We start from the raw sequence: 21191 nt of genomic DNA, 5'->3' as shown, positions 1-21191 counted from the left end.
GCCTTAGGCCACCTTCACAATGGCTTTGCCGGTGTTTTCGCCCTGAAATAATCCCAGGAACGCGGCCGGAATCTGCTCGAAGCCTTCGGTGATGGTTTCCTCATAGCGGAGCTTGCCCTGGGCGTACCACTCGCTGAGCTGCTGCACGCCTTCGGGGAAGCGCTGGTGGTAGTTGCTCACGATGAAGCCCTGCAGGCGGGCGCTGGTAGTCAGCAGCTTGCCCTCGGGGCGCGGCCCTACTGGGGCTTCGGTGGCGTTGTAGCTCGAAATCTGGCCACAGAGGGCAATGCGGGCGTGGTTATTCAGGCGGTTGTACACGGCGTCGGTGATGGCGCCGCCCACATTATCGAAGTAGCAGTCGATGCCGTTGGGGGCGGCGGCGGCCAGCGCGGCCGGCAGGTCGGCCGTTTTGTAATTGATGGCCTCGTCGAAACCCAGCGACTTCAGGTAGGCTACTTTCTCATCGGAACCGGCCGTGCCGATGACGCGGGCGCCCTGGATTTTGGCCAGCTGGCCCACCACCATGCCCACGGCCCCGGCCGCGCCGGACACCACCACGGTTTCACCCGCTTTGGGCTGGCAAATGTCGAGCAGGCCGAAGTAGGCCGTGAGGCCCGGCATGCCCAGCAAGCCCAGGTAATAGCTTACCGGCGCAGGACCCGCCGGCACGCGGCTCAGCCCCTGGCCATCGGCCACGCTGAACTCCTGCCACGGCAAACTTCCCACTACCAGGCTGCCCACCGGCAAGGCCTCGCTTTGGCTTTCAATCACCTCGGCCACTGCACCGCCGGCGATGGGCTGGCCCAACTCAAACGGCGGCACGTAGGATTTGCCCTCGTTCATGCGCCCGCGCATGTAGGGGTCCACCGATATGTACAGCGTTTTCAGCAGCACCTGGCCGGCCGCCAGCGGGGGCAGTTTGCGGGTTTCAAACGTGAAGTTTTCGGCCGTGGGCACGCCCTTGGGGCGGCTGGCTAAGGTGATGGTTTGGGTTTTCATAGCTCAGAAAGAGGCGAATAGCTAGCGGCTGAGGCAGGCAGATGCGGCGCTACGCGTTGGTGGTGGCCGTGAGGTTCACTTCGATGTTGCCTTTGGTGGCGCGCGAATAGGGGCAAATGCCGTGGGCCGCCGCCACCAATTCGTCGGCTTGCGCCTGGGCCACACCGGGCAGGTTCACGTGCAAGTCGGCCGAGATGCCGAAGCCGCCGTCTTCGGCTTTGCCAAAGCCAATGAGGGCTTCCACGGTCACGTTGTTCAGCTTCACGCCAGCCTGGCGCGCGGCCACCCCCAGGGCGCCTTCGAAGCAGGCCGCGTAGCCGGCCGCAAACAATTGCTCGGGGTTGGTGGCGCCGGCTTTGCCGGGGCCGCCCATTTCTTTGGGCGTGCTGAGGCTGAGGTTCAGCACGTCGTTGGTGGTGGTGATGGAGCCGTCGCGGCCGCCGGTGGCCAGGGCTTGAGCAGTGAAGATTTTTTCGATTTTCATCAGAGGAAAAAAAGGGGTTGGAATGAAAAAATAGGTGATTGAATTAAGCCAACTGGGTTAGAATGTGCTGCAGCTGGCGGCGCAACGCTTCGAATTCGGTAGGGGTGAGGGTGAGCTTTTCCAGCAGCTGGGCGGGAATGTGGCAGGCCTGGGCCTGCAGGGCGCGCCCGGCCGGCAGCAGCCGGATGAGCACCATGCGTTCATCGGCCGGGTCGCGGCGGCGGCTGAGCCAATACTTCTGCTCCATGCGCTTAAGCAGGGGCGTAAGCGTGCCCGAGTCCAGCAGCAATTGTTCGCCCAAAGCTTTCACCGTCAGCTCGTCGTGTTCCCACAGCAGCAGCAGCACCAAGTATTGCGGATACGTCAGGTCCAGTTCCTGCAGGTAGGGCTGGTACGCTTTGGTTAGCATGCGCGACGCGGCGTAGAGCGGGAAGCACAGCTGGTTTTCCAGTTGCTGCACGGGGTTCACGGAAGCGGGAGGCGTGTTCATGGGTTTCGGAAGGCTAAACCAAACTAGATAGCGCAAGTTTTAATTGTACGCAATTAAATAATTTTTGTCTGAGTTCGCGCTACTGATTGAAAGTTGACTGATAATTTAATGGCACGTCCTGCGAAGCACAGCCGAAGCAGGCGACGAGGCTGCACGGGTTACTTTCGCGGCTTCCCAGTGTTCCCCCTCCGCCTGCACCAATTCGCAGAAGCGGCGGTTCTAGGGGTCTTCAGCTCCTTTCCTTTTCGCTAAAAACATGCCCGAGTCCCGCCCGGATATTCAGACCGAAGCCGACGTGAAAACGCTGGTGGATGCCTTTTACGACAAGGTGAATGCCGACCCGCTACTGGCGCCCGTTTTCAACGGGTTTGCCCACGTCGATTGGCCGGCCCACTTGCCCAAGATGTACGATTTTTGGAGCGGTTTGCTGCTGCACACCAGCCGGTACCAGGGCCGGCCCTTTCTCAAGCACATTCCGCTGCCCATTGCCGGGGAGCATTTTGAGCGCTGGCTGGCGCTGTTTTTTCTCACGGTGGACCAGCTGTTTGCCGGCCCGGTAGCGGAAACGGCCAAGCTGCGGGCCCGCAGCATTGCGCAGGTATTCGAGGCGCGCCTGAATCCCAGCCGGCTCTCCATTCTGTAATTTCTTTCTCTTGCGGCCGCATGAGCGAGCGGCCGCGGAATGGCGCCGCCGCGGTGTTGCGGGTGGGCGCCGCGCTGCGATTGCCCGCGTGCCTGGCCCTACTGGGTTTGAGCGGCCTGCAGCAGGTTGCTCAGGCTCACTTCATCTTCGGGCAGGCCGTGCTGGCGCCACAGTTCCACGCCGTGGCGCACCAGCACACAGGCCGGCAGCTGGGGCGTGCCAAAGCTCTGCACCACGGCAGGGTGGCTGGCTTCGTCTATTTTCAGTACCCGAATAGCCGGCCCTAGGCGCCCTTGCAGGGCGCGAATCGACGCGTTGCTTTGCGTGCCTGGCGGTACTTCGCCGGCGGGCACCAACGGCAGCAGCACCAGCAGCACGGCCGCGTCGAAGGGCAGCACGGGCAGGGGTGAAGAAAGGGACATCAGCGAAGAAGTTATATTCTTGTCGTAAAATTACCGGCCGGCGCCCGGGCTCATCTATGAGGCTTCTCAAGTAGGCGCTTGACCTTTGTCAAGAGGTGTGCCAAGGGATTTCTGGCGACCTTTAATCCGCTTCGCTCAATCAGTACATCGCGGAACGGCGGCCCCCAGCACCCGTGGCCGCGCCGGCTAAGCGCAACCGTTGTAGACTACCGGGATTCCGGAATTTTGTTTGTTTTGATTATGCCCGATACCCCGTTTGCGCTTGCTTTAACTGATATTCTCATCACCAACGCTTCCGAGTTCGTGGGGGTGTTTGATGCGGCCCAGGGCTGGTTCACGCAGGTCAACCCGGCGGGCGTTGCCCTGCTTGGCTATAGCTCGGCGGCGGAGTTCCTGGCCGAGCCCAAGCGGCTGCTGCGCACGCCAGCCTACTCGCCCTCCGACTGGGCGGCGTTGTGCGAGCAAGCCCGCCGCACCGGCCGCCAGGAGGCCGAAACCGAAATCAGCCGGCCTGAGGGCTCCATTCAAGCCCGCATCGAGCTCACGTATTTTGAGGCGGCCAACGCGCCTTATTTCCTCGTGCGCATCACCGAGCAAAGCCGACTGCACCAGGCCGAGCGCGAGCTAGCCCAGAGCGTGCGCCGTTTCGAAGCCGTGTTTGCCAACGCCACCATCGGCATTGTGGTGTGCAACCGCGCCGGCGCCATCCTCTCGGCCAACCAGATGGCCCACCAGCAGTTTGGCTACGCCGAGGGCGAACTTATGGAGCAGTTTATCGAAGCGCTGGTGCCCAATGCGGCCGGCCGCCGGCACGATTCGTTGCGCGCCAGCTTCAATGAGGCGCCGTCGGTGCGGGCCATGGGCGCCCACAACGGTGACCTGGAAGCTCGTCGCAAAGACGGCTCCGTGTTCCCCGTCGAAGTGAGTTTGAGCTACTTCTACATCGACGAGGAGCTGTTCGTCGTGTCCTACATTCTGGATATTACCTACAAGAAAAACGCCCAACAGGCCCTGATTTCGGAGCGCCAGCGCGTGGAGCGCCTCAACGCCGAGCTGGAGCAAAAAGTGGCCGACCGCACCCACGCTCTGCTCAGCACCTTGGAGCAGCTGGAGCAGCGCAAAGACGAACTGGCCAAAGCCCTGGCCGCCGAGCAGGAACTGGGCGAGTTGAAGTCGCGCTTCGTGAGCATGGCCTCGCACGAGTTCCGCACGCCGCTCACGGCCGTACTCACCTCGGCGTCGCTCATCGAGAAATACCCGGCCACCGAGCAGCAGCCCAAGCGCTTGGTCCACCTCGACCGCATCAAGCAGTCGGTGAACCACCTGAACGACATCCTGGAGGAATTTCTGTCGGTGGGCCGCATCGAGGAGGGCAAGGTGCTGGCGCACCCGGCACTTACCAGCATTCCCGAACTGCTGGACGACACTGTGGCTGATGTGCAAGGCCTGCTTAAACCCGGCCAAGGCATTGCGCAAGACGTGCAGTGCCCGGCTGCCGTGTGGCTCGACGCGTCGCTGCTGCGCAAAATCCTGGTCAACCTGCTGTCCAACGCCATCAAGTATTCGGGCGAAAACTCGGTGGTGCGCGTGCGCGCCACCTGCCTCGATGGCCAGCTCCACCTAGCCGTGGAGGACCAGGGCGTGGGCATCTCGCAGGAAGACCAGGAACACTTGTTCGAACGGTTTTTCCGGGCCCGCAACGTCACCAACGTGCCCGGTACCGGCCTGGGCCTCTACATCATCGGCAAGTACTTGGAGCTGATGAACGGCACCATTGCCTTGCAAAGCACCCTCGACGTGGGCACCACCGTCACCCTAACCATTCCCTATGAAAACCATTCTGCTGATTGAGGACAACGATTTCATCCGGGAAAACACGGCCGAAATTCTTGAAATGACGGGCTACGCGGTTATTACGGCCCACAACGGCAAAGTGGGCGTCGAAAAAGCGCTGGAAACCAAACCCGATTTGGTGGTGTGCGACATCATGATGCCCGTGCTCGACGGCTACGGCGTGCTGCACATTTTCAACCAGAACCCGCACCTGGCCGGGGTGCCATTCATCTTTCTTACCGCCAAAACCGAGCGCACCGACCTGCGCCGCGGCATGGAGCTCGGGGCCGACGATTACCTTACCAAACCCTTCGACAGCAGCGAACTGCTCAGTGCCATTGCCAGCCGCCTGGCCCGGTTCCAAAACCTTAAGTCCGACTACGACCTGCAGGCCGGCGGCCTCCACGAGTTTCTGCACGATGCCCAGAAGATGGACAATCTGGCCAGTCTCTCCATCGACCGCAAGCCCCACGCTGTGCCCCGCAAGCAGATTATTTACGCCGAAGGCGACGAGGCCACGCGCCTCTACTTTGTGCAGGCCGGCCGGGTGAAAACCAGCAAAGCCACCGCCACCGGCAAGGAATTGATTACCGGCCTCCACCAAGCCGGCGACTTTTTCGGCTACAAAGCTCTGCTGGAAGGCACCGAGCACCACGACTCGGCCGTGGCCGTAGAAGACAGCGTGCTGCTCTACGTGCCCGCCGACGACTTCACCCAGCTGCTGCACCGCAACCCCGATGTGAGCCAGCAATTTGTGCGCCTGCTGGCCGGCCGCGTGCGCGAGCAGGAAAATTTGCTGCTGGATATGGCCTACAATTCGCTGCGCAAGCGCGTGGCCGACACCCTGCTGCGCCTGCACGAGCAGCAGCGCCACCTCGACCCCGCCGACCCGCTCATCCACCTCTCGCGCGACGACATGGCCGCCCTCATTGGCACGGCGCCCGAGTCGCTCAGCCGCACGCTGAGCGAATTCCGGCACGACGGCCTCATTGAGCTCACCAACAAGTTTATCCGGGTGGTGCAGCCGGAGCAGCTGCGGCGCACCAACTGGTAGGCCAACAGCCGGCAGCGGGGCGCTTTGGCCGCTCGCGCATCCCGCAATACTGCCCATAAGAAAAGCCCTGACCGAAGGCCAGGGCTTTTCTTATGGGACGCACCAAGTGCTCAAAAAGGCGCGGAAGCCCGTTGGTGGCTTACGCGGTGTGGCGGTGTACCTGCTTGAGGGTGTGCTTGATTTCCTTGCGGGCGTGTTTCAGGTATACTTTAAGCTGCTGCTTGCGGGCCACTACAATCACCGTAGCGTTGGCCAAGTTGACCGTGGATTGGGCCGCGGCGGCGTTCAGGGTCATGCGCTCATCGGCGTAGCCGGCGTAGGTTACGCGGGCTTGCAGCGGGCCGGAGTTGGCGGGAATCACAAACTGGAATTCGCCGTCGGCGTTGGTCACGGCCATCTGTTTGGTAGCAGTGATAATAACCACGGCGCCGGGCAATACGCCGGCTGTATTGGTGATTTTGCCCACCAGCACCATTTTCTGAGTCGCCTTGGCCGCAGCAGGCGCGGGCTTGTCGGTATCCGAATAAGCAGTCTTTAGCGGCTTGATGCTGGCAAACGTCTGCGCTTTGGCGGGAGTGTTGAAGAACGACAGGCAAGTGAAAAGCGAAGCGGCGGCGAGCGTAATGATTGAGCGCATGGTGCTGGTTGTTTTGGCGTTTTGTTTGAACGATACAAATGTAGTTTTGCACCTTACTCAGGCAGCGCGGCTTCGGCCCAAGCACGGCAATACGCCGGTGAATAGGCGGATTTGCCATTGGAATGGCCGCCAGATACTGCTGGCAGGGATTATCGGGGTTTTTGCCCGCTGAAATGTGGGTTTCACCTGGAAAATCCCGCAATTCAGACGGAATAACTAATCATTGGGCGAAGGCCGGGGAATGGCAGCTGCATCTGGCCGGATATTGCAGATGCCTCCCATTATGTCTACTCCCTCGCCGCAGCTTCCGTCTTCCGCCACCCCCGCCGACCTGGCCCAAGCCCAACAGCGCGCCGCTGAGTTGTTCCAAGCCGTGGTGCAGGCCACCGGGGCCGCTGAAACCCCGGCCCACCCGGTAAGCCTGCTCCTCGACATGCTGCCTGAGGGCATTGCCCTGGTCGGCGCCACTGGCCGCATAGAAGTACTCAATCAGCGCTTTTTCACGCTCTTTGACTTGCCCGATGCGCCGGCCATTTGGCTAGGCCAGCCGATGGAGACGCTGCTGGCACATGCGCAACCCCGGGTGCTGGCCAGCGAGCCCCGCGGCTCCGCCCAAGTCCAAACCCTGCATAACGGCCGGGTTCTAATCTGCAGCGAAATGCCCGAGGCCGCTGAAGCTGAGAAAACGGGCCGCCGTCTGTTGTGTTGGAACGAAGTAACGGAGCGGCACCAGCTGCTGGCCCAGATAGAATCCATTGCTCGGATTCCGCAGCAAAACCCCAATCCGGTGGTGCGTTTGGCCGCTTCGGGCCGCCTGCTTTACGCCAACGTAGCCGCCCACAAGCTGGGCCTGAGCCTCACCCGTGCCGAGCGCGTGCAGGGGCAGCAGACGCTACGGGCGCTGGCCGCGCAGGCCCTAACGCAAGGCGACGGGTCTCAACTAGAAGGCAGCTTGGGCCAGCGGTGGTTCAGCGTGCACGTGGTGCCATTTGCCGCCGAAGGCTACGTGAACCTGTATCTGGGCGAAACCACCATGCGCGTGCAGGCCGAGCAGCAGTTGCAGGAACAGGAGCGTTTCTACGAAACCATTCTCAACGAGCTGCCCGCCGAGGTATTCGTGGTGGACCAGCACTATCGCTACCAGTTTGTGAACCCGGCAGCCGTGCCCGATGCTGCCTTGCGGCAGTGGATGCTGGGGCGCACCAACGAGGAATATAATACCCGCCGGGGCCTCCCGGGCGTGGTGGCCCAGCAGCGGCAGCAGCACATGAAAACGGTGCTTACCAACCGCCAGCGCCACGAGTGGGTGGAGACCTTGGGCCATGCCGAACAGCTCCGCTACGTGATGCGCCGCCTACAACCCGTGCCCGAAGCCGGCGATAGTATCCGGTTGGTTATTGGCTACGGCCTTGACATTACGGCACAGGAAATGACGCGCCGGGAGCTGCGCGAGCAGCAGGATTTCACCCAAAGCATTTTGGATGCCAGCCCGAGCGTGATTTACGTGCGGGACGAAGCGCACCAAATTGTGTTTGAAAACCACGCCATGCAGGCCATCCGCGAGGCGTCGCGGCACCTGACCGGTGAGGCGCTGGCGCCCGGCAGCGTGGAGGCGGCAGAAGTGGCGCAATTTATTGCCAATGACCAACTGGTTATCCGCAGCGGGCAGGAATTGCAGGCCGAAGAATCTCTCACCCTCCTCGACGGGTCGAAGCACATTTTCCAGACCGTGAAGCGGCCCCTGCCGCGCTCCGACGGCCGCGTGCACGTGCTGGGCGTGAGCACCGACATCACCGCCTTTCGCCGTGCGCAGCAGACCCTGGAGCAGAGCGAAAAACAGTACCGCGACCTGATGAACTACGCGCAGGCCTTTATCTGCGCTCACGCGCTCGATGGCACGGTGCTCACGGCAAACCCCGCCCTGAGTGAGCTGCTGAACACGCCCATTGACGAAATTGTGGGCAGCAACGTCTCGGATGTGATGACCGCCGGCGACCGCGCCGCCTTTGCCGATTACCTGGCCCTAATCACGGCGAACCATGAGGCTTCCGGCGTGCAGCGCGTGTGCCCTCGCGGCAGCACCGAGCAGCGCTACCTGCTGTATCGCAACTTCTTGGTGAACGAGCCGGGCCAAGAACCTTACGTAATTTCGCACTCGCACGACATCACCGAGCGCATCGCCGCCGAGCGGGAAATGAAACGCGCCAAAGAAGCCGCCGAATCGGCGGCGCTGGCCAAGGAGAATTTCCTGGCCAACATGAGCCACGAAATCCGCACGCCCCTAAACGGCATTCTGGGCATGGCCAGCCAGCTGGGCAAAACCGCGCTGGAGCCTCGGCAGCACGAATTTCTGCGCATGATTCGCACGTCGGGCCAGCACCTGCTCAGCGTTATTAACGATGTGCTGGACATGGCCAAAATTACCTCGGGCAAGCTCGAATTTGAGCAGGTGGGCTTCAACCTCTGCGATTCGATGGGCCAGGCGGTGCAGCCCCTGGTGCTGCAAGCCCAGGAAAAAGGCCTGGAATTTGGCGGCACCATGCTGCGCGAAAGCTGTACCTACCCCTGGGTGGTGAGCGACCCGTACCGGCTGAACCAGATTCTTATCAACTTGGTGGCCAATGCTATCAAGTTCACGGCCCGTGGCAGCATCACGGTGGTGGGCCGCCAGCTGGCGGAAACCAGCACGCACCTCACCGTGGAGTTCAGTGTGACGGACACGGGCATTGGCATCGCGCCGGACAAGCACGCCAGCATTTTCGAAGGCTTCACCCAGGCCTACGCCGACACGTCGCGGCAGTTTGGCGGCACGGGCCTGGGCCTGAGCATCAGCCGGGCGCTGGTGGAGCAGCTGGGCGGCACCCTCACCCTGCGCAGCGCCCCCGGCCAGGGCAGCACGTTTGCCTTCACCCTCACCTTACCAAAAGCCGAAGCGCCCGTAGTGGCCCCCGATACCGTGGGAGAATTTAATACGGGTGCCCTGGCCGGCCTGCGGGTGCTGCTGGTCGAAGACAACGAAATTAACCGCGAAGTTGCCCGCTTTATGCTGGAGGAATGGGGCGTGATTCTGGAAGAAGCCGTGGACGGCGTACAGGGCCTGCAGCTGCTCACCGACCACACCTACGACGTGGTGCTGATGGACATTCAGATGCCCGGCCTCAACGGGGTGGAGGTGACCCGGGCCGTGCGCCAGCTGGCTGACCCCGTGAAGGCCCACGTGCCCATTCTGGCGCTCACCGCCAACGCGTTCCGGGAAGACAACGAGCGGTACCGCGCAGCCGGCATGAACGACTGCTTGGCCAAGCCCTTCGACGAACATGACCTCTACCACAAGCTGGACACCTTGCGCGGGCTGCCCCGCACGGCCCTGCCGTACGACCTGACCAAGCTGCGCGCCATGGCCCACGGCCGGGAAGCGTTTGTGACCAAAATCATTCGCTCGTTTCTCAGCAACACGCCCACCAGCCTGGTGCAGCTGCAGGAGGCCGCCGCCGCCGGGCAGTGGAGCCGGGTGGCCGAGCTCACGCACCACATCAAGCCCAACCTGGCCGCGCTGGGCGTGCCGGGGGTGTCGCACGTGGTGAGTGTGTTGGAAAAAGTGCCAAGCACCAACCAATCCTCGGCGCACGCCACCGCCGACCGGGCCTTGCTGGTAACGCAGCTGGTGGCTTCGGTGAGCCGCGCGCTGGCCGCTTTGCCTGCCGAAATACCAGCAGAATAGGGCGGAGGAGATTGGCGCTGGCGGCGGGCTTACGCGCGGCGCAGCTGGCGGTAAAACCCTTCCTGATACGATTTGCTAACGGGCACTTCGTGCTTGCCGAAGACGAGCATGTGGTCTTCGATAACGTCGATGCGCCGGGTGTTGACGATGTAGGAGCGGTGCACCCGCGCGAAAGACGAGCTGGGCAGCCGCTCTTCCAGGCTCTTGAGCGTGTTGTAAACAATCAGCTTCTGCTTGTCGAGCACCAGCACCGAGTAGTCGGATAACGCTTCGATGTAGAGCAGTTCCTCAAACTTCACGCGCACCATTTTCTTGTTCACTTTCACGAAAATGTGCTGCTCGTTGGCGGGAGTATGGGCTTCAGGCAACGCCTCAGGGGTTTGTCGGGCCTTGATGACGCGCTCCACCGCCTGCAGAAAGCGCGGCAGTTCGACCGGCTTAACCACGTAGTCGGTCACGCGCAACTCGAAGGCGTCGAGGGCAAAGTCGCGGTGCGAGGTGACGAGGATGACATCGGGCTGGGGCGTGGGCAGAATGCGCACCAAATCCAGCCCCGAGAGCAGCGGCATTTCAATGTCCAGAAACGCAATGTCGACCTGTCCGCCCTGCCGGAAAAACGCCAGGCAGTCCACGGCATTGGCGAAGGACGCCACCAGCTTCAAATTCGGGGTTAACTCGATGAGGTGTTCCAGGGTCAGCCGGTTCATCTCGTTGTCGTCGACAAGCAGGCAGGTAAGTGGGGTGATGGGATTCATAAGCCTGCAAAAAAGTGGGCCGAGTCACTCGGCGGGCGGCCGTAGCGCAGGCCGCGGCCCACGGCGGTATTGGGGACGGGACGCAGGGACGGGCAACTGCGGCCTTCCCTATTCGGGAAGCATACGGGTTTCACCCCTAAGCTAGATTTCGCAAATACCTGTAACAAAGCACACTTCGTTGAACTGCCTTAATCGGCTGACCAACAAGGTTATTTGCGGGGTCAACCGCGCAGGTCAAGCGTGTGTGGCAAGTGCGGCTCCGCATTGCGCGCTGCCAGCGCGTATGGCCCGGAAATAAGGTTGCCTGCTCCAGCACATTGCCCGGCTGCAGCCGCGGCCCGCAAAGCCGGATTCAAACCGGTTTTGGCAGTAGTACTCCCCGTGCTATTTCACCTTTCCCGCCGCCAATGCTAAGCGCCCCCGGCCGCCGACGTGTCGCTGCACATAAGAACACAAACCGAGCAGGGGAGCCGGGTCAGGCCGGGGTAGATAAGGAATCTGAATAAAGTGCCTTTAAAGTGCAGAATCGAGATATAGGTAATTAATAAGCTCCACCATTCGTATTATAACAATAAATATTAGTTAAAAAGCAATAATATTTTTATAAAGTTACTTTTTTTATTGAAAAAGTACTCATTAAATTTGGTTCTTGTTCGTGCGAATCAGAGGCATCTTTCTGGCTCATTGCGGCTTTCTCTCAGCGTTAGTACTACCTGAAATTGAACTTAACAGGTAGTGAGTGCCCGTCATAAACCAATTCCCACCCCTTTTATGAATCAAATCATACCCTCCACAAAGAGCAGGAGATACTCCAAGGCCTACGGGTTCTTGCTGTTCCTGCTGCTAAGTGTGCTCGGCGCACTTGGTGCTTCAGCCCAGACGGTCACCTCCGATAAAGATGACTATGCCCCTGGGGAAATTGCGCACATCACCGGTACTGGCTGGACGTCAGATGCGGTTGTGCACGTTGAATTTAAAGAGGAGCCTGACTATCCAGATTACCACGTATATGACGTGAACGTCGATGAGAATGGCGCGTGGCAGATTGACTATAATATTGAGGAGCGGCACCTAGGTGTGAAGTTCACAGTAACATCTATTGGTCAAACAACCAATACGACCATAAAGACGGCGTTTACAGATGCACAAAATACGGTAACTACCTTGGTGACCAGCAAAACGCCAAGCGTTTATGGTGAAGAGGTTGTGTTTACAATGGGCGTGACAAGAGGAGGAGGAGGTCAGAATAACACTGTTTTTGGAACTCTCAATTTGACGATTGACGGAGTCCTAATTACAACATCGCCAATACAAATTTCAGCAGGAAGTAATACAGGTAAAATATATAAAACCACCTCACTCACAGTAGGAACCCATACTGTAGTAGCGAACTTTACAGGTTCTTCTAGTGCTCCGGGATACGAAAATAGCGTTCAAACTGTACAGCAAAGGGTCGACAAGGCCACGGCTACGCTCACCTTGGCGAACCTGACCCCGACCTACGACGGTACAGCCAAGTCGGCTACCGCTACCACCACGCCAGCCAACCTGAGTACGGTTTCCTTCACGTACGCTGGCTCGGCCACGGCTCCGACCAATGCCGGTACATACGCCGTTGTGGCCACCCTAAACAATGCCAACTATTCTGGCTCAGCTTCGGGCTCCCTCGTCATTGGCCGGGCGGCGCAGACCATCACTTGGGCTACGCCGGCCGCTATCACCTATGGCAATGCGCTAACGGCTACCCAACTCAGCGCCATGGCCCCTGGTGCGCTAACATACTCGCCCACTTTGGGAGTGGTTCTCGATGCCGGTACGCAGACCTTGAGGGTTAACGCTGCCGAAACGACCAACTACTTGGCCGCTACCAAAGAGGTGAGCCTGAATGTGAACCAAGCCGATGCCACAGTGTCGGTGACGGTGGGCGGCCCTTATACTTACACGGGTTCGGCCCAGGGCGTGAGCAGTGCTACGGTGACGGGCCTAGGCGGTGCATCCTTGGGCAACGCCACGGTGGTGTACAAAAAAGGCACCAACGAAGTGAGTCCGGTAGAAGCCGGCACCTACGACGTGTACGCTTCGTTTGCCGGTAGCACCAACTACAAGCCGGCCTCGGACAACACCAAGCAACTGATAATTGCCAAGGCTCCGGCAATTATTGTTCTAAGCAACCTTAGTCATATCTACAACAACACAAGTCAGGGGGCTACCGCTACAGTTACTCCTGCTGTCAGTGGCTTGAACCTTACTTATACCGGAACGGCCAACGATAACACAGCTTACGGCCCAAGCAACACGGCTCCAATAAAGGCGGGTACTTACACCGTTGCAGCTACCCTCGCCAACGATAATTATCAAGCGACCCCAGTAAGCGGAACCCTCACGATTGGGCGCGCAGACCAGAGTATTACGTTTGATGCATTAGCTACTAAGACTTTTGGTGACGCTGATTTTACCGTAAGCGCGACTTCGTCAGCCAGCTTGCCCGTGAGCTTTTCGGCCAGCGGCAATGCTACCGTAACTGGAAACACGGTGCACATTACCGGAGCGGGTAGTGCTACGATTACAGCTGCCGCCGCTGCCGATGGTAATTATAACGCGGCCACAGCGGTATCGCAGTCTTTGGCTATCCGCAAAGCTCCTGCGGCGGTGACGCTGAACTTTAACGCTCCCTATACCTACTCTGGTTTTGCGCAGCCCATTACTGGCAGCGTGACCGGGGTAGGGGGGGCTTCATTGGGCAATCCCGTTGTTACGTACAAAGCCGCCTCGGCATCCGAATACAGCACGGTTGAGCCTGTATCGGCGGGGACTTACGGAGTAAAAGGCTTCTATGCCGAAACGGAGAATTACCTCGCAGCCGAAGCCGTCAGCAACATGACGATTGACCAAGCTGCCGCCACCATTACGCTGAGCAACTTGGCGCACACCTACAACGGCAGTGCCAAGACAGCTACTATCACGACTAGTCCCGAGGGCTTAACCGTGACCGTAACATACGACGGCTCAGCCATGGCGCCCGTCAACGCTGGTTCCTACCAGGTACTGGCTAGCTTGAACAATGGCAACTACTCAGCCAGCGACGCCACGGGCACGCTGAGCATCGCCAAGGCCTCGAATAGCATTGCTTTCGACAACCCCGGAACCAAGACCTTTGGCGATGCACCATTTGCATTGAGCGCGAGTGCCACTTCGGGCCTGGATGTGAGTTTTGCGGTGGCGAGCGGTCCGGCCACTATCGAGGGCAGCATGCTTACCATCACCGGTGCGGGCCTTGTAACGGTGACTGCCTCGCAAGCCGAAAGTGCCAATTACGAGGCCGCCGCAAACGAGCACCAGACTTTTGAAGTTAGCAAGGCCACGGCCACAGTGACGCTGGCCAACTTAAGCCACACGTACAACGGCGTGGCTAAAGCGGCCACTGCCTCCACAGATGCTACAGGCGCAAGCACCTTTACCTACGAATACTCAAAAGACGGTAACACAGTAGAGGCTGAAGATGTGAAGGATGCCGGGACCTACGCCGTGATAGCAACCCTGCACAACGACAACTTCACGGGCTCGGCCAGCAGTAATTTAGTTATCGCCCAAGCCCCGAACGCCATCAGCTTCGCGCCGCTGGCCGACAAAACCTTCGGCAATGCACCGTTCACGCTGAGCGCCACGGCCACTTCGGGCTTGGGCGTGAGCTTTGCCGTAGTGAGTGGCCCGGCCATTATCAGCGGCAGTACCCTTACCATTACGGGCGCAGGCTCCGTGAAAGTGCGGGCCTCACAGGCCGGCAACGCTAACTACGTTGTTGCGGCCGATGTGGACCAAACCTTTACTGTTAATAAGGCCACGCCCGTTATTGTTGTTGAGGTGGGCGGACCCTACACATACGACGGTTCGGCACAGGCTGTGGCAAGTGCCATCGTGACGGGCGTAGGCGCTGCGGATTTGGGTGCCGCTATGGTGGTGTACAAGCAGGACAATTCTCCCACTACCCCGGTGAATGCTGGCACCTACGATGTGTTCGCGTCGTTCGCGGGCAACGATAATTACCACCTTGCCTCAGATAATAGCAGCAAGCTTATCATCGGCCAACGTCCGATTACGCTCACGGCCGACGCCCAGACAAAGGTCTACGGCACCACGACGGACCCGGCCTTAACTTACCAAGTGACCAGCGGCACGCTGGTAAGTGGCGATGTCTTCACCGGCGCCCTGACCCGCACCAGCGGCGAGAGCGTGGGCGACTACGCCATCGGTTCGACGCTGGCCAACACCAATTATACCATCTCCTACGTGGGCGCTGACCTGCGAATCACTGCTCGTCCGATTACGCTCACGGCCGACGCTCAGAGCAAGACTTATGGCGAAGCCGACCCCACCCTTACCTACAAGGTAACGGCGGGTAGCCTGGCCTACTCGGATTCCTTCACCGGCAGCCTGAGCCGCGTGGCCGGCAACGCTGTCGGTGCCTACGCCATCGAGCAAGGCAGTGTGGCGCTGAGCACGAACTACGACCTGAGCTATGTGGGGGCTAAGCTGAGTATCACCGCTCGCCCCTTAGTAATTGCGGCAACCGGCGTAGACAAAGGGTACGACGGCAACGTCACGGCCACTGTGAGCCTGAGCGATAACCGCGTGAGCGGTGACGTATTAACCACAAGCTATGAGACGGCCAGCTTCGACAACAAGAATGTGGGCCAGAACAAGCCGGTAAGCGTGAGCGGTATCGCCATCACCGGTGCGGACGCTGGCAACTACTCGGCCAACGCCACGGCCTCGGCCAGTGCCAATATCACGGCCAAGGCCATCACGGGCAGCTTCACGGCCAGCAATAAACCCTACGACGGCACCACCAGCGCCAGCATCACCAGCCGCTCGCTGAGCGGTACTGTTAGCGCCGACGACGTGACGCTGACCGACGGTGCGGCTGCGTTCACTGCTGCCAGCGCGGGCACTAACAAGCCCGTGACGGGCTCGCAATTTGCCCTGAGCGGGGCCGATGCTCCCAATTACACGCTGACGTCGGTAGATGCGACCACGGCCGACATCACGGCCGTAGAGTTGACGCCACACATCACGGCCGCAGACAAAGTATACGATGGCACCACGACGGCCACGCTCAGCAGCCAGACCGTAACGGGCATGGTGAACGGGGAAACGGCGGTGACGCTGGTGGTTGGCGCCCAAAGCTTCAACAACGCGAACGCCGGCCCCCGCACGGTAACAGCCAGCAACCTGAGCTTGGGGGGCAACGCGGCCAGCAACTACTCGCTGGCGGCCAACGCGACGGCCACCGACGAGGCTACCATTTCGCGGCTGGGCATCACGGGGAGCTTTGCTGTGGCCCCAACGAGGGTATATGACGGCACCACAGATGCAGCGGTATCCGGCCGCTCGTTGACCGGCGCGCTTGCCAACGATGCCGTGAGCCTAGACGGTGGCACGGCCAGCTACGACACCAAGAATGTGGGCACGGGCAAAACGGTCACGCTGACCGGCTTCACCCTGGCCGGCGACGACGCTCCTAACTATGATTTATTGTCCGTGGAAACCACGACGGCCAACATCACGGCCAGGGACATTGCCGGCAGCTTCGCCGCCGCCAGCAAAGTGTACGACGGCAATCGCGCCGCCGAGGTGCTCACCCGCACGGTGACGCCGCTGACGGGCGATGCCGTGACCCTCGAAGGTGGCACGGCCACCTTTAGCGACAAGAATGTCGCCGACGGCAAAACGGTCACGCTGACCGGTGCTTCGCTGGGCGGTGCCCAGGCGGGGAACTACAGCTTGACGGGCGTGGCGACGACCACGGCCAACATCACGGCCAAGGCATTGGAGATTACCATCTCGGCTGACAACAAAGTGTACGACGGCAACTCCACCGCCACGGTGACGGCCTTGATTGCACCCGGTACTACCACTAGCGGATTGGTGAGCGGAGACCAGGTGGAAGTGAGCGCCAGCAACGGCTTGTTCCAAAACAAGAACGTAGGCACGGGTAAACCCGTGACGGCCGACGTGGCCATCAGCAACTCTGCGGCAGCCACTAACGCCGATGCGGGCAACTACTCTGCCAACACCAGCGCGACGACCACTGCTGCCATTACGGCCAGAGAATTGACCATCACGGCCGACGCCCAGAGCAAGACCTATGGCGATGCTGACCCGGCCCTTACCTATAAGGTGACAACTGGTAGCTTGGTGGATGGGGAAACGTTCATTGGGTCATTAGTACGGGCAACTGGCGAGGATGCCGGCACATATGCCATCACGAACTCACGAACCACGGGCGCGGTGACAGCAGGAAGCAACTACACCCTGAGCTATGTGGGGGCTAACTTTGTCATCGGCAAGGCCACTGCTGCGGTGTCGCTGAATGGCTTGTTATGCCAGACAGAGAATGGCGTAAATAAAGCTGTTACGGCCACTACAAACGCCACCGGCGTGAGCACTTTTGCTTACACTTACTCGAAAGGCGGGGCCTTATTATCAACTACGGGCGTGACGGAAGCCGGCACTTACGTCGTAACAGCCACCTTAAACAACCCCAACTTCATAGGCTCAGCCACTGGCAACCTTGTCATCAACGCAGTACCGGTGATAAATAGCATTAAGGGTGACCTGACCCCCTTGAGCATTGCTGCCCCCAAGGCCACCTTAACCGCTACCCTGACGGACACCAACCTAGCTTCTGCTGTGTGGAACTGGGACGACGGCAAAACAGACCTTGTTTCGAATACCAGCACCACTTTACTTGGAACTCACACTTATGCTCTCCCAGGGGTCTACAAAGTGTCTTTAACAGTGACGGATGCTTGCGGGGCTACCGCCACGCTACCTTATGAGTACGTGGTGGTATACGACCCCAACGGCGGCTTTGTCACCGGCGGCGGCTGGATTACCTCGCCTGTTGTACTAACAACGCAGTATATGCAAGTGGGCGGAAAGGCCAACTTCGGTTTCGTCGCCAAGTACAAAAAAGGCTCCACGGTCCAAGTCGACGGGGATACGGAATTTCAGTTTCAAGCTGGTAGCTTGAACTTTAAGAGCACCTCGCTGACGGACATGCGCCTGGTGATTTCAGGAGACCGCGCCAGTTATAAAGGTGTCGGTACCATCAACGGCACGGGCAGTTATGGGTTTATGGTAGCGGCCATCGATGGGCAGTATAACAAGGGCACTGGGCCGGATAGGTTTCGCATGAAAATTTGGGAAGCAGCCAGCGGGACCGTGGTGTATGACAACCAGGCCGGAGCCGATGAGAACGCACCCGCTTCCACGGCTATCGGAGGAGGCTCCATTGTCATCCACGCCCCAACCAAAGGCTCCACGGCTAACCTCGTCGTTACGGATGCAGATGCCACCATTGCCCCAAAATCGGCAGAGAGCAACTTGCTCGAAGTATACCCAAACCCCATAGCGGAGCAGGCCACCATCCACTTCCGCACGCAGCAGGGCGGCAAGGCGCAACTCTACCTCTACAACCAGGTTGGAGCGCTGGTAGCCACTCTATACAACGCCGAGGTTGAAGGTGGCCGAGACTACCACTTGCCACTTTCGAGAGAAAACCTAGCGGATGGCGTGTATTTCTGCCGCATGATTACCAACGGCAAAGTCGAGAACAAGCGCCTCACCATCATGCGGTAGCAGAACACGTTGTATTGCAATGTTAAAAAAGGCAGCCAGGTATCCCCTGGCTGCCTTTTTCATGAGGTCGATTGACGACCAACGTTTGCGAGGGTTTGGGAGATGAAACGAGTATTCGACGGGCAGCCTACGCACCAGCCGGGTACTGTTAGCCTCGCCAGCCCCCCGCAAGTCCAGTTGGCCGAACGTGCTGTGCGAGCGGCATGTGCGCTTAGCCAAGTAGCTTCGCCGGGCGACTCCTGCACTCGGGGAGGGGCGCCTTGTTTTTTTATGCAAAAGAATTGCTTGCGGTGGCCCGCTGAAAGGCTCAGGGGTTGGTGGTCGGTTCCGGCCGGTCGCGCCTTGTTGTGGTTAGCAATAGTGGCTGCAAGTGTACTGGAAGGGCATGCGCAGTCCATAGGGCCAGTTCCAACCGTCAGCGCTACGCTGCTGCGGCCCGCCGCCGTATTCGACGGGCAGAACCTGCACCCGGGCTGGGTGGTGCTGGTGGAAAACGATAAAATTACGGCGGTGGGGCCGGTGGCCGAAGTGGCATTGCCTCCCGGCGGCCGCCCGCTCGACCTGCCCGGCCTCACGCTGCTGCCCGGGCTGATTGAAGGCCACTCGCACCTGCTGCTGCACCCATACAACGAAACTTCGTGGAACGACCAGGTGCTGCTCGAATCCCAGGCGCTGCGCGTGGCGCGGGCTACCGTGCACGCCCAGCGCACGCTGCTGGCCGGTTTCACCACGGCCCGCGACTTGGGCAGTGAGGGTGCCGGCTACGCCGACGTGGGGCTGAAGCAGGCCATCGACAAGGGCATCATTCCCGGGCCCCGACTGCTGGTGGCCACGCGGGCGCTGGTGGCCACGGGCAGCTACGGCCCCAAACTGGCCACCGACCTCGACGTGCCCCAGGGCGCCCAGGAAGCCGACGGCGTGGGCGGCATTGTGCGCGCCGTGCGGGAGCAAATCGGCAAGGGCGCCGACCTCATCAAAGTGTACGCCGACTACCGCTGGGGACCCAACGGCACGGCCCAACCCACCTTTTCGCAGGACGAGCTGACCCTCATCGTGCAGACGGCCCGCTCGGCGGGGCGGGGCGTGGTGGCCCACGCCTCCACGCCCGAGGGCATGCGCCGCGCCACCCTGGCCGGGGTCGAAACCATTGAGCACGGCGACGAAGGCACGCCCGAAATATTCCGGCTGATGAAGCAGCGCGGCGTGGCGCTGTGCCCCACCGTGGCCGCCGGCGATGCCACTTCGCAGTACAAGGGCTGGAAAAAGGGGAAGGAACCCCAGCCGCCCCGCATTCAGCAAAAACACCTGAGCATGCAAGCGGCCCTAAAAGCCGGCGTGGCCCTGGCCATGGGCGGCGATGTGGGCGTATTTGCCCACGGCGACAATGCCCGCGAAATGGAGCAGCTGGTGCTGGACTACGGCCTTACGCCGCTGCAAGTGCTGCGGCAGGCCACCAGCGGCAACGCCCGGATTTTCCACCTCGCCGACCGGGGCAGCATTCGCCCGGGCCTGCTGGCCGACTTGGTAGCCGTGGCCGGCGACCCGACGCAGGACGTGCGCGCCGTGCGCAACGTGCAGCTGGTGATGAAGGGCGGCGTGCTCTACCGGCAGCCGTAAGGCGGCTATTGCACGCGGCGCACGCTGCTACCGCCGCTGCTGGATTTGGCTACCCGGGCGTCGCCTTTGTACCGAATGTCGCTGCCGCCGGAAGCATTGGAGGAAATTTCATCCTCGACCGATACGTTGACATCCGAACCGCCGCTGGCGCTCACGGTGGCCGTGTTGCTTTGCAGGGCAAACCCGTCGTAGTCGGAGCCGCCGCTCACATTCACTTTCTGGCGCTCTACGCGGCCGGCCAGGCTTACGTCGCTGCCGCCGGATGCCTGCACGGAAAGGGTTTTGGCGGTTAGTTTCAGCTTAATGTCGCTGCCGCCGCTGGCATCAACCCGAAAATCATCGGCGGTAAAAGTGGATTCGCTTTTTGCATCCGCCCCGCCGCTCATGGACAGGCCATTGAGCCGGGGGCAAGTGACGTAGACAACGACTTTTCCTCTGTTGCTCAGCAGGTTTCGCCAGGAGTAGTTGCGCTCCCAGCCAATGTTCAGGGTGCCGTTGTTCACTTCAGTAACCAAGTGTTCCTGGGCTTCAGACGAGGCTTCTACCGTCACCGAGGTAGTGGGGCTCTGGGTCAGCACAACATCGATGCCGCCGCTGGAGCTGACTGCCTCGAAATTGCCCACTTGGCGCGACTTTTTTTCTTGTGCCTGCGCGTTGCACGAAGCCAAGGCAATGCAGGAAACGACTAAGAGAGAGGAGAAGAACGGATTTTTCATGAGTTAAGCAGAATAAAAGATGTAGGCCGATAGATGCTGGAACGGCTCGCGGGGTTGCCTGGCAATCGGCACGAAGCAGCTTCAGGTATTGGCTGTTGAAAGTATACCAAAATACAGTAAAATATCACCAATTGCCTGCGCTCAAGGCAGCAGTTGAGCCCGGATACCGCTGTTTCAGG

Annotated in this window: 13 protein-coding genes; 6 read left to right on the top strand and 7 right to left on the bottom strand. The window is 60.2% G+C overall.

What is annotated here, in order from left to right; translation table 11 throughout:
• Positions 1-3: 3 nt before the first annotated feature.
• From I2I05_RS13865 to I2I05_RS13855, 3 genes are read right to left on the bottom strand one after another with little or no spacing between them, the layout of a single operon-like run.
• On the bottom strand, positions 4-999 hold the full coding sequence (locus I2I05_RS13865) for an NADP-dependent oxidoreductase (protein ID WP_196282867.1): 996 nt from the start codon (positions 997-999) through the stop codon (positions 4-6).
• Between the two features lie 49 nt (positions 1000-1048).
• Positions 1049-1483, bottom strand: a complete 435-nt coding sequence (locus I2I05_RS13860; protein ID WP_317192354.1) for an organic hydroperoxide resistance protein — start codon at positions 1481-1483, stop codon at positions 1049-1051.
• Positions 1484-1526: 43 nt separating this feature from the next.
• Positions 1527-1973, bottom strand: a complete 447-nt coding sequence (locus tag I2I05_RS13855; RefSeq protein ID WP_196282866.1) for a MarR family winged helix-turn-helix transcriptional regulator — start codon at positions 1971-1973, stop codon at positions 1527-1529.
• A 256-nt stretch (positions 1974-2229) separates the two neighbouring features.
• Between I2I05_RS13855 and I2I05_RS13850 the strand changes: the two genes are divergently transcribed.
• Positions 2230-2616, top strand: a complete 387-nt coding sequence (locus I2I05_RS13850; protein ID WP_196282865.1) for a group III truncated hemoglobin — start codon at positions 2230-2232, stop codon at positions 2614-2616.
• A gap of 98 nt (positions 2617-2714) precedes the next feature.
• On the opposite strand, the gene I2I05_RS13845 is transcribed toward I2I05_RS13850, so the two are convergent.
• The gene (locus tag I2I05_RS13845; RefSeq protein ID WP_196282864.1) at positions 2715-3038 is read right to left on the bottom strand and encodes a thioredoxin; all 324 of its coding nucleotides are present in this window, start codon (positions 3036-3038) and stop codon (positions 2715-2717) included.
• A 240-nt stretch (positions 3039-3278) separates the two neighbouring features.
• Between I2I05_RS13845 and I2I05_RS13840 the strand changes: the two genes are divergently transcribed.
• Positions 3279-4889 (top strand): sensor histidine kinase, encoded by a 1611-nt coding sequence (locus I2I05_RS13840; protein WP_196282863.1) that lies wholly within the window; start codon positions 3279-3281, stop codon positions 4887-4889.
• On the top strand, positions 4867-5925 hold the full coding sequence (locus tag I2I05_RS13835; protein ID WP_196282862.1) for a response regulator: 1059 nt from the start codon (positions 4867-4869) through the stop codon (positions 5923-5925). The genes I2I05_RS13840 and I2I05_RS13835 overlap by 23 nt, the downstream gene beginning before the upstream one ends.
• A gap of 139 nt (positions 5926-6064) precedes the next feature.
• On the opposite strand, the gene I2I05_RS13830 is transcribed toward I2I05_RS13835, so the two are convergent.
• Positions 6065-6562 carry a carboxypeptidase-like regulatory domain-containing protein gene (locus tag I2I05_RS13830; protein ID WP_196282861.1) on the bottom strand — a complete coding sequence of 166 codons (498 nt, stop codon included), beginning with the start codon at positions 6560-6562 and terminating at the stop codon, positions 6065-6067.
• A gap of 283 nt (positions 6563-6845) precedes the next feature.
• Between I2I05_RS13830 and I2I05_RS13825 the strand changes: the two genes are divergently transcribed.
• Positions 6846-10283, top strand: coding sequence for a PAS domain-containing protein (locus I2I05_RS13825; RefSeq protein WP_196282860.1), 3438 nt, complete (start codon positions 6846-6848; stop codon positions 10281-10283).
• 29 nt (positions 10284-10312) lie between these two features.
• On the opposite strand, the gene I2I05_RS13820 is transcribed toward I2I05_RS13825, so the two are convergent.
• Entirely contained in the window at positions 10313-11038 is a 726-nt protein-coding gene (locus I2I05_RS13820) for a LytR/AlgR family response regulator transcription factor (RefSeq protein WP_196282859.1), read from the bottom strand.
• A 1479-nt stretch (positions 11039-12517) separates the two neighbouring features.
• Between I2I05_RS13820 and I2I05_RS13815 the strand changes: the two genes are divergently transcribed.
• Both I2I05_RS13815 and I2I05_RS13810 read left to right on the top strand, forming a co-directional pair.
• Positions 12518-18679, top strand: coding sequence for an MBG domain-containing protein (locus I2I05_RS13815; protein WP_196282858.1), 6162 nt, complete (start codon positions 12518-12520; stop codon positions 18677-18679).
• Positions 18680-19054: 375 nt separating this feature from the next.
• Complete coding sequence (locus tag I2I05_RS13810) at positions 19055-20296, top strand: metal-dependent hydrolase family protein (protein WP_230688347.1); 1242 nt, start codon at positions 19055-19057, stop codon at positions 20294-20296.
• A gap of 5 nt (positions 20297-20301) precedes the next feature.
• Here the strand turns inward: I2I05_RS13810 and I2I05_RS13805 are convergent, their stop codons facing one another.
• Positions 20302-21012 carry a head GIN domain-containing protein gene (locus I2I05_RS13805; RefSeq protein WP_196282856.1) on the bottom strand — a complete coding sequence of 237 codons (711 nt, stop codon included), beginning with the start codon at positions 21010-21012 and terminating at the stop codon, positions 20302-20304.
• Between the last annotated feature and the right edge of the window lie 179 nt (positions 21013-21191).

It is taken from the genome of Hymenobacter jeongseonensis, assembly GCF_015694725.1.
Lineage (GTDB): Bacteria > Bacteroidota > Bacteroidia > Cytophagales > Hymenobacteraceae > Hymenobacter > Hymenobacter jeongseonensis.
The sequence above is the reverse complement of the archived record's forward strand: the minus strand, read 5'-3'. Positions and strand labels throughout refer to the sequence as shown.

What these genes read in the sequence shown, in the direction of transcription:
- I2I05_RS13865 (WP_196282867.1), bottom strand. Translation starts at nt 999, where the DNA reads ATGAAAACCCAAACCATCACCTTAGCCAGCCGCCCCAAGGGCGTGCCC.
- I2I05_RS13860 (WP_317192354.1), bottom strand. Translation starts at nt 1,483, where the DNA reads ATGAAAATCGAAAAAATCTTCACTGCTCAAGCCCTGGCCACCGGCGGC.
- I2I05_RS13855 (WP_196282866.1), bottom strand. Translation starts at nt 1,973, where the DNA reads ATGAACACGCCTCCCGCTTCCGTGAACCCCGTGCAGCAACTGGAAAAC.
- I2I05_RS13850 (WP_196282865.1), top strand. Translation starts at nt 2,230, where the DNA reads ATGCCCGAGTCCCGCCCGGATATTCAGACCGAAGCCGACGTGAAAACG.
- I2I05_RS13845 (WP_196282864.1), bottom strand. Translation starts at nt 3,038, where the DNA reads ATGTCCCTTTCTTCACCCCTGCCCGTGCTGCCCTTCGACGCGGCCGTG.
- I2I05_RS13840 (WP_196282863.1), top strand. Translation starts at nt 3,279, where the DNA reads ATGCCCGATACCCCGTTTGCGCTTGCTTTAACTGATATTCTCATCACC.
- I2I05_RS13835 (WP_196282862.1), top strand. Translation starts at nt 4,867, where the DNA reads ATGAAAACCATTCTGCTGATTGAGGACAACGATTTCATCCGGGAAAAC.
- I2I05_RS13830 (WP_196282861.1), bottom strand. Translation starts at nt 6,562, where the DNA reads ATGCGCTCAATCATTACGCTCGCCGCCGCTTCGCTTTTCACTTGCCTG.
- I2I05_RS13825 (WP_196282860.1), top strand. Translation starts at nt 6,846, where the DNA reads ATGTCTACTCCCTCGCCGCAGCTTCCGTCTTCCGCCACCCCCGCCGAC.
- I2I05_RS13820 (WP_196282859.1), bottom strand. Translation starts at nt 11,038, where the DNA reads ATGAATCCCATCACCCCACTTACCTGCCTGCTTGTCGACGACAACGAG.
- I2I05_RS13805 (WP_196282856.1), bottom strand. Translation starts at nt 21,012, where the DNA reads ATGAAAAATCCGTTCTTCTCCTCTCTCTTAGTCGTTTCCTGCATTGCC.